This is a genomic window from Nitrospirota bacterium, assembly GCA_020846775.1.
Lineage (GTDB): Bacteria > Nitrospirota > 9FT-COMBO-42-15 > HDB-SIOI813 > HDB-SIOI813 > RBG-16-43-11.
The window spans coordinates 24,318-31,687 of the sequence record JADLDG010000028.1 but is presented as its reverse complement, the minus strand read 5'-3'; the positions used below and the strand labels follow the sequence as shown (position 1 = coordinate 31,687).

Here is a 7,370-nt window from a genome sequence, read left to right as displayed (position 1 = left end):
TACAGATGGTGTACATTCTTTCTTCATAGGCGTGTCCCTCCTTGGTTTTGGCCCTCTCAAAGGCCGGGTTTTTGGTTACCAAGAGGATACGCCTTTTTAATTTCCACAGCAAGAGGGACACTACCGATATTGGAGAAAAAGATGGCATTTTATTTCATGAATTGTTAAGATGATGACCACAACTTTATATTGTAACTTTTGATTTTCATTTCATGACTTGTGAAGTTTGAATAACGATCATTAGCACAAATCCATAAAGAAAGGAGGGAGATAAAGATGAAAAAACTATTATTATTGTTTGTCACGGTATTGGTACCTTCACTTTTTATTGCCGGTTGTGGTGATGATCTTACAACCAGAACTGAAAACGTGGATGTGACACTCGATTCATTCCAACTGACCTATACACCCCCTGCTGGTGCGTCTGAATTGGCAGGAGCTGCCGTAGCAGCGTCTACATCAGGCGGTAACCCGTCGTGCGGCACAGTAAATCTTAACGGGCTTCTGGCTGACAATCCTGACTGGCAAGATATCGCCGACAGGATCAAAGAAGTCTCGATCAGTGAAACGCGCTACAGGATAATCAGTAATAGTACACCTTTTACTGTTACAGGCAGACTTCAGTTAACAAACAACAATACAGGACTTTTAACTGTAGTTGGCGAGAAAGAAATTGCTCCTTTAGAGACCATAAATGACTGGACTGAACTTCCATTTGTAAACAATGGACAGAACATTGTAAATCATTACTTGTCCCATCGGGATGAGTCCTTTCAATATTGTGTTGAAAGCACTCCTAATAATGAAAATCTGAATATGACTATCGAGATTCAGCTGGGTCTAAAAGCCAAAGTGAAAATATTATAATGACATTATGTATGCTTAGGGCCGCACCTTATTTTATTATAAGGTGTGACCCTGATGCACATCATCAAAATACCAATTGTAATACTGTTGCTACCGGAATAAAGATTTAAAGAATGACTTCATCTCAATCCATGATTGTCTGTCTGCCTCAGGATCATATTTCAAAGGAATATTGAACTTCTTTCCATAACTATCTGCCTCTGGATTTGTAAAGGCGTGCATAGCGCCTGGATAGGCCACAAACCTGTAATCAACTCCGGCTCTTTGCATTTCCTTCTTAAACTGGTCTACCTGCTCAGGGGTGACAAAAGAGTCGTCCGCTCCATGCAGCACAAGAACTCTGGCCTTTACAACACCGGGCTCTGCAGGTGTGTCAGTTGAGAGACTTCCATGGAAGCTTACCACACCATCCAGGTCCACTCCCATTCGGGCCATTTGCAATACTACACCACCGCCAAAGCAATAACCTATAGCAGCTATCTGATCAGGGTTAACCGTCTTTTGAGCCCGAAGGAGATTCAATGCTGCCATGAAACGCTTTTCGGCTTCATCTTTATTGCGCCTGACTTCTTCTGCAAACTTACCGGCCTCGTTGGGATGCGTTGCCTGCTTGCCGTCACCGTACATGTCGAGGGCAAAAGCCGTATAACCCAACTCCGCCAGCATTCGTGCCCGCTTCCGGGTATATTCGTTATTACCCCACCACTCATGAACCACCAAAACACCGGGGCGTTTGCCTTTGATGTTATTGTCATAGGCCAGGTATCCCTTCAGCGCCTGGCCATTGGAACTATAGTCTATCTCCCTGGTTTGCAATGTTGAACAAGCAGTAACAAGAAAAAACAACATTAGAATCATTATTCCATTTAAAGTTTTCATAATACCCTCCGTATGCTTATTACTGTCATCTGGAATCCTGTTCCAAGTTGTCTAACGCAGTTACCTTTTCTTTGTATTTCCTGATATCTATCCAGTTATGATGATTCAGATATAACAGCTATAACCTCTCATCATCATCATATTTTCCCATCTGTTTCATTACTGAGCGGACAACCCGGCCAAACGTTTTATCTTTCTTTCTCTTTTCAGCATATGACATCTGATAATGTTCTGATTCCTTTCTGAGCTTTAGATAATTACGATAGTGATCCTCGTTCAGTTCCCCATTTTCCATTGCCGTCAGAACTGCACATCCAGGGATATTGGTGTGGCTGCAATTGGTGAAGCGGCAGCTCAGCGAAAGTTCCACGATATCGCTGAAACTATCATCTATCCCTTCTCCAGCCCCCGGAATTCCTAACTCCCGCATTCCCGGCGTATCTATCAACATCGCCCCCTGATCAAGAATGATCAGTTGCCGGCGTGCTGTTGAGTGCGTACCTTCTCCGGTGCCGCTGACGGCCTTTGTGTCGAATACATCCCGGCCGATGATGCGGTTTATGAGTGTGGTCTTGCCGACTCCTGATGAACCAAGGAGGCAGTATGTACTGCCTGGAACAAGATGTTTCCGGATTACATCAACCCCGGCGCCGGTCGTGCAGCTGAGGGCGATGAGGTCATAAGAGATACCGGACTGCCTGATCTCCGTGATCCTTCTCTCCACCTCATCGGGCGTAATCAAGTCTATCTTGCTAAGGATGACGATTGGCTTTATATGGCCTTCATTTGCCATCACAAGGTATCGTTCGAGTCTTTTAATATTGAAATCGTAATGACATGATTGAACAATGAACGCAGTGTCTATGTTTGCCGCGATCATCTGTATGTCCACTGTCCTGCCCGCATACTTACGGCACAAGAATGTCTTTCTATGTATAACCTCATGAATTACCGCCGTGCTTCCTGAGTTGTGGTATTGCACACAAACCCAGTCGCCGACACAAGGCAGTTCTGCACTTGACTTGGCAGTGTAGCGGAATTTCCCTGAAACCCTGGCTGGTATTTCCTCACGTTCGTTTCGGACGAGGCATGATCCACGATCAACCGCAGTTACCCGGGCAAATTGCTGCTCTGGTCGAGCTGTTTCAGCAGCCTGATCTTTAAACCAGCGGTCAAATCCAAGTTCTATCAATTCCATGGGTGCAATCTTTCTAATTCGGCTTGCATTTGCAAAGACTATCTCAAAAAGTATAACACAAAGCCTTCTTGACTACGAATCAGGGGTATTATTCAAATAACACGCTTGCAAAGATGCAGCAGCTTGGAGAGCTTGGTTGTGAATTATACTTCAGGAAAATGTTTAATATTTTATTATGACATTTGTTGTCTGACGATTGTTTTCCACTTTTCCGGTGCAGCTCGTCTGATGTCGCTTAAATATATTTCATGATGCTTGCCAATCCTATTGCTGCCATTTTCTTTGATAAATAAATGTACCTTCTCAATGGTCGGCCTTTCCTCTGAGAACGGTCCAACATGCAATATTTGCGCAGCCTTTCCCTCCTTGAATGTTTCAAACCTGACCAAAGGCAAGGCAACAGGTCTTTTCTTCCTTTTCACTTCTTCCGTCGCCTCCTTAACCATTTCTCGAGTAATGAATTCCGGCTGCATAATCATCAATGTCCATTTCCATACATCTTTATTTCCCGTGCTGAATGCAGACATGTCATCAGCCCACCAGAGACATTCGAGTGGCAAGACTCCGTAATCAATACCGATGTCGCCCTTTTTAACCATGAACTTCAAAGTATAGGCGATCGGAAACAGGGCTTCGATCGCATCACTGAATGATTGCGATGCATTCGGGTCACCCTCTCCATCTATCGTGATGAAATTCATAGGGGGTACCTCTACAATATCTACTTTCCTGGCGGATGGGTTGTACAGGTGCTTAAGCTCTTTTTTGTAGTCTATCTTTTTCACTGATATTATCCTTTTGAAGACTGACTTCAGTGTTATTGGTCATGTCAGCCAATGCTTATTAACTGGAAGTTTACATACTGAATATATCATAAAGATAATAGACATACAAAGGAAACAGTCTGTTGTCAGGAATAGAAATATCCCGAAAGGGAAATGAAATTGTAACAGCGATTATAGTTATGATATAGTATGCACGCACAGCGCAGACTTTCTCTGCCATCTATTCAGTACATTTAAGAAGATGAGGAAAACGACACTCATGAGGAATATCCAAGGAAGACTGCTCAATCAGCAAAGAGAGTAAGCAGGCCTGCAAATGATGACTTACCGGAAGAGATTAGAATAAGCAATGCCAGGAGGGCATTATATAATAACCTCGATTGCAACGAGAAACTGGCAGTTTTTGCAGAGCGCATCTTCCCGATCATAAAATAGCAGAAATAGTATCAGGATGCAAAAGATCATAATCGGCGATATTAACATTGATGTAGTGCGTAAGGTTATCAAGAATGTGCACCTTAGCGTTTATCCGCCTCTGGGCAGGGTGCGTATTTCCGCACCGGTACGTATGGACATGGATGCCATCAGGGAATTTGCCATTTCAAAATTGAAATGGATAAAGAAACACCAGCACAGGATCCGTAGTCAGGAGAGGGAGGCACCGAGAGAATATATAACAGGTGAAAGCCATTACTACCTCGGAAGGCGTTACCTGTTAAGGATTATAGAATATAAGGCATCGCCGGATGTTTTAATAAAGCATGAGACAATTGATTTGTATGTTCGTCCGGATAGCAGCGTGGAAAAAAGGGCGTCTATCCTGGATGAGTGGTACCGGAAGAAAATGAAAGAGATTGTTATCGGATTAATTTCGCAGTATGAAAAGGTTATGAAGGTTCAGGTGTCTGAGTTTGGCATAAAGAAGATGAAGACCAGGTGGGGAACCTGCGGCGTACGCGCAAAGAGGATCTGGCTGAACCTTGAACTGGCGAAGAAGCCATTAGACTGTATCGAATATGTAGTTGTACATGAAATGGCGCACCTGTTGGAACGAAACCATAACGATAGATTTAAATCTCTCCTGGATCTGTATTTACCAAAGTGGAGATCTTATAAAGATGAGTTGAACAGACGCCCATTACGTCATGAAGACTGGAGCTGCTGATCTCAATTCCTGAATCTATTGTGGCACTGAACACATGCGTCCAACAGTCTGTGCGCAGCAGCCTGCACCTTCTTCATGTCGCCCTTTCCTGATGCTGCAAGCAGTCCTTCTAATTCCTTGTGGAATTTTTCATCCATCTCTATAAACTCTTTTAATCTGTCCCCATTCTTCGGAAGTTTGATCTCCCCTTTTTCCATGGCCTTCTCTGTATTCATCTTTGCCTTGTGAACCTCATGAAACGGGGCCTCAATGCCCTTAGGATTATTCAGGATCAGGGAAGTTATAAGATTCTTGAAAGCGCTGTCCAGAAGCCTCATTTCAACCTTTACCGGACTTTCTGTTGCTGCAGTCATGGCCTCCCCTGAATAAATGGCCGCTATGCAGAAAATAGTTGCTGATGTGATCGCAATAAATATAAGTCTTTTCATCTTATCTCCCTTCACTAAAGAATCCCTTCCCGAAAACCCCATCTACATCCTGAATAATAATATCATGTTTTTGATAATAATTCCTGATAAAATGACTTAATAATGTCCTGGGTCTTCTATGCACTCATAACTGCCTTTTCCATTGCTACAGCCGATGCCATAAGCAAAAAGGCTTTGGTCCGGTCAAATGAATATGTCGTCGCATGGGTCAGACAGGGCTACTCTCTCCCCTTTTTAGTCGTTGCATTCTTTTTTATTGATATACCCCCATTGGACACTACCTTCTGGCTGACCCTTCTGATAGTAATACCGCTGGATGTAACTGCCATTATTCTATACATTAAGGCTATCAGCCTTTCTCCGCTATCTCTGACTATACCATTTATTGCACTAAGCCCCGTCTTTGTAATTATTACTGCCTTTGTGGTACTCGGTGAACTGCCGGATATCTCAGGCCTCATTGGCATATTCCTGATCGTGGCAGGGGCTTACCTCCTTAATGTCAGGGCCACAAGGCATGGCGTGCTTGGTCCCATAAAGGCAATCAGGAAAGAAAAAGGGTCAGTCTTTATGATCATAGTCGCCATCATATTTAGTTTTACCTCTACACTTGGAAAGGTTGCTGTAATTCACTCGAGTCCCCTGTTTTTCGGGGCATTCTATCCATTTGTGCTTACTATTGTATTCACTATAATTGCAGGACTCAAAGGGCAGTTGTCGGGTATAATATCACGGCCATGGATATTTCTGGGGATTGGGTTCTGTATGGCAGTGATGATGCTCTCCCATTATCTTGCACTCAGTCTTACGGATGTTGCCTACATGATATCAGTCAAGAGGTGCAGTCTGCTGTTTAGCGTAATATATGGATGGGCGATATTCAAGGAGATAAGTATTTCAGAAAGATTGATCGGTTCGATATTGATGATCGCCGGTGTGGTCGCTATAACCTTATTTTAAATTCACTCCCCTCTTTATTGCCAATGTATTCCTTTTTATAAATCTCTCCCGCTCCTTTTTGCCGCTTATCTCTTTCTTCGCCCTGTCCCTCATTTCACCGATTGCCCTGAGTTTTTTTGCCAGTTCCGGTCCATACATCTTTTCAAGCTCCTTCCTTATCTCCCTTGCGAATGCAGGACTTACACCTCCGGTTGAAACGGCTATTGAAAGCATGCCCCTTCTGAAAACAGAAGGGACAATGAAATTACACAAATCCGGGGTATCAACAACATTAATCAGCTTGTGTAGTAACTCAGCATCTCTCGCCACTCTTTCATTGGTTTCTCTGGAACTGGTTGCCGCTATCACAATATTCGCTGATGTCAAATCACCTTTTCTGTACACACGTCCTATGTGTTTTATCAGACTCTTATCCTTATAATTCCTGAGTCGTTTTGTAATCTCAGGCGCTATCACGGTAATCAGCGTACCTGTCCTGATGAGTGACGAACATTTTCTTTCAGCCACCTGACCCCCGCCAACTATTACACATCTTTTTCCTGTGAGGTCTAAAAAAACAGGATAGTAACCTTTATTTTTCATATTCCGTTTAATTTTTAAGTCACTTTCATCAATGGGTTGACTGATATATCAGAAATAGAGTATACTACTTTTTAACTTTTTAAAAGGAGGTAGTATATGACACTTCAGGAAATCAAAAAGATGGCCCAGCAGGTTGGGATCCCGGCATCAGGAACCAAGGTTGATCTGATTAAATCAATTCAGCGAAATGAGGGTAATTTTGATTGCTTTGGGACAGCAAGCACTGGTTTTTGCGACCAGAATAGCTGCATTTGGAGAACCGACTGCCTGAAGCCTTCTAAGAAGGCACAGTAACCCTTCTCACCAGCAAAGTCCGGATACTGAGAAACTACATAAGAGGTCAAGACAGTCGAATCAGGGTAGTCGTGGGTTAAAAATCCATTCAGAATAGTCATTTATACGGCGGCGTAGCCAAGTGGTAAGGCAGAGGTCTGCAAAACCTTTATTCAGCGGTTCAAATCCGCTCGCCGCCTCCAATAATGAAGAGTACTACATTAAAACAGAGA

Annotated in this window: 9 protein-coding genes and 1 tRNA gene; 5 read left to right on the top strand and 5 right to left on the bottom strand. The window is 43.3% G+C overall.

Features of this window, described 5'->3' with window-relative positions; genetic code table 11:
* Nucleotides 1-276: 276 nt before the first annotated feature.
* Nucleotides 277-867, top strand: a complete 591-nt coding sequence (locus IT392_04505; GenBank protein ID MCC6543749.1) for a hypothetical protein — start codon at nucleotides 277-279, stop codon at nucleotides 865-867.
* 90 nt (nucleotides 868-957) lie between these two features.
* Here the strand turns inward: IT392_04505 and IT392_04500 are convergent, their stop codons facing one another.
* The 3 genes from IT392_04500 to IT392_04490 form a co-directional block, all read right to left on the bottom strand.
* Nucleotides 958-1,746: a dienelactone hydrolase family protein gene (locus IT392_04500; protein MCC6543748.1), complete on the bottom strand. Its 789-nt coding sequence runs from the start codon at nucleotides 1,744-1,746 to the stop codon at nucleotides 958-960.
* 118 nt (nucleotides 1,747-1,864) lie between these two features.
* Nucleotides 1,865-2,944 (bottom strand): ribosome small subunit-dependent GTPase A, encoded by a 1,080-nt coding sequence (gene rsgA / locus IT392_04495; protein ID MCC6543747.1) that lies wholly within the window; start codon nucleotides 2,942-2,944, stop codon nucleotides 1,865-1,867.
* Nucleotides 2,945-3,117: 173 nt separating this feature from the next.
* Entirely contained in the window at nucleotides 3,118-3,729 is a 612-nt protein-coding gene (locus tag IT392_04490; protein ID MCC6543746.1) for a GyrI-like domain-containing protein, read from the bottom strand.
* A 451-nt stretch (nucleotides 3,730-4,180) separates the two neighbouring features.
* On the opposite strand from IT392_04490, the gene IT392_04485 reads away from it, so the two are divergent.
* A complete protein-coding gene (locus tag IT392_04485) occupies nucleotides 4,181-4,894 on the top strand; it encodes a M48 family metallopeptidase (protein MCC6543745.1) in 714 nt (237 codons plus the stop codon).
* A gap of 2 nt (nucleotides 4,895-4,896) precedes the next feature.
* Here IT392_04485 and IT392_04480 read toward each other — a convergent pair whose 3' ends face one another.
* Nucleotides 4,897-5,322 (bottom strand): cytochrome c, encoded by a 426-nt coding sequence (locus tag IT392_04480; GenBank protein ID MCC6543744.1) that lies wholly within the window; start codon nucleotides 5,320-5,322, stop codon nucleotides 4,897-4,899.
* 102 nt (nucleotides 5,323-5,424) lie between these two features.
* Here IT392_04480 and IT392_04475 point away from each other — a divergent pair, with 102 nt between their 5' ends.
* Nucleotides 5,425-6,282 (top strand): EamA family transporter, encoded by an 858-nt coding sequence (locus IT392_04475; protein MCC6543743.1) that lies wholly within the window; start codon nucleotides 5,425-5,427, stop codon nucleotides 6,280-6,282.
* On the opposite strand, the gene IT392_04470 is transcribed toward IT392_04475, so the two are convergent.
* Nucleotides 6,274-6,864: a bifunctional precorrin-2 dehydrogenase/sirohydrochlorin ferrochelatase gene (locus IT392_04470; GenBank protein ID MCC6543742.1), complete on the bottom strand. Its 591-nt coding sequence runs from the start codon at nucleotides 6,862-6,864 to the stop codon at nucleotides 6,274-6,276. The genes IT392_04475 and IT392_04470 overlap by 9 nt on opposite strands.
* Before the next feature lie 96 nt (nucleotides 6,865-6,960).
* Here IT392_04470 and IT392_04465 point away from each other — a divergent pair, with 96 nt between their 5' ends.
* Together IT392_04465 and IT392_04460 are read left to right on the top strand one after the other, a co-directional pair.
* A complete protein-coding gene (locus IT392_04465; protein MCC6543741.1) occupies nucleotides 6,961-7,158 on the top strand; it encodes an SAP domain-containing protein in 198 nt (65 codons plus the stop codon).
* A 107-nt stretch (nucleotides 7,159-7,265) separates the two neighbouring features.
* Nucleotides 7,266-7,340 (top strand) — tRNA-Cys (locus IT392_04460).
* The last annotated feature ends 30 nt before the right edge of the window (nucleotides 7,341-7,370 follow it).

What these genes read in the sequence shown, in the direction of transcription:
- IT392_04505 (MCC6543749.1), top strand. Translation starts at nt 277, where the DNA reads ATGAAAAAACTATTATTATTGTTTGTCACGGTATTGGTACCTTCACTT.
- IT392_04500 (MCC6543748.1), bottom strand. Translation starts at nt 1,746, where the DNA reads ATGAAAACTTTAAATGGAATAATGATTCTAATGTTGTTTTTTCTTGTT.
- rsgA (MCC6543747.1), bottom strand. Translation starts at nt 2,944, where the DNA reads ATGGAATTGATAGAACTTGGATTTGACCGCTGGTTTAAAGATCAGGCT.
- IT392_04485 (MCC6543745.1), top strand. Translation starts at nt 4,181, where the DNA reads ATGCAAAAGATCATAATCGGCGATATTAACATTGATGTAGTGCGTAAG.
- IT392_04480 (MCC6543744.1), bottom strand. Translation starts at nt 5,322, where the DNA reads ATGAAAAGACTTATATTTATTGCGATCACATCAGCAACTATTTTCTGC.
- IT392_04475 (MCC6543743.1), top strand. Translation starts at nt 5,425, where the DNA reads ATGTCCTGGGTCTTCTATGCACTCATAACTGCCTTTTCCATTGCTACA.
- IT392_04470 (MCC6543742.1), bottom strand. Translation starts at nt 6,864, where the DNA reads ATGAAAAATAAAGGTTACTATCCTGTTTTTTTAGACCTCACAGGAAAA.
- IT392_04465 (MCC6543741.1), top strand. Translation starts at nt 6,961, where the DNA reads ATGACACTTCAGGAAATCAAAAAGATGGCCCAGCAGGTTGGGATCCCG.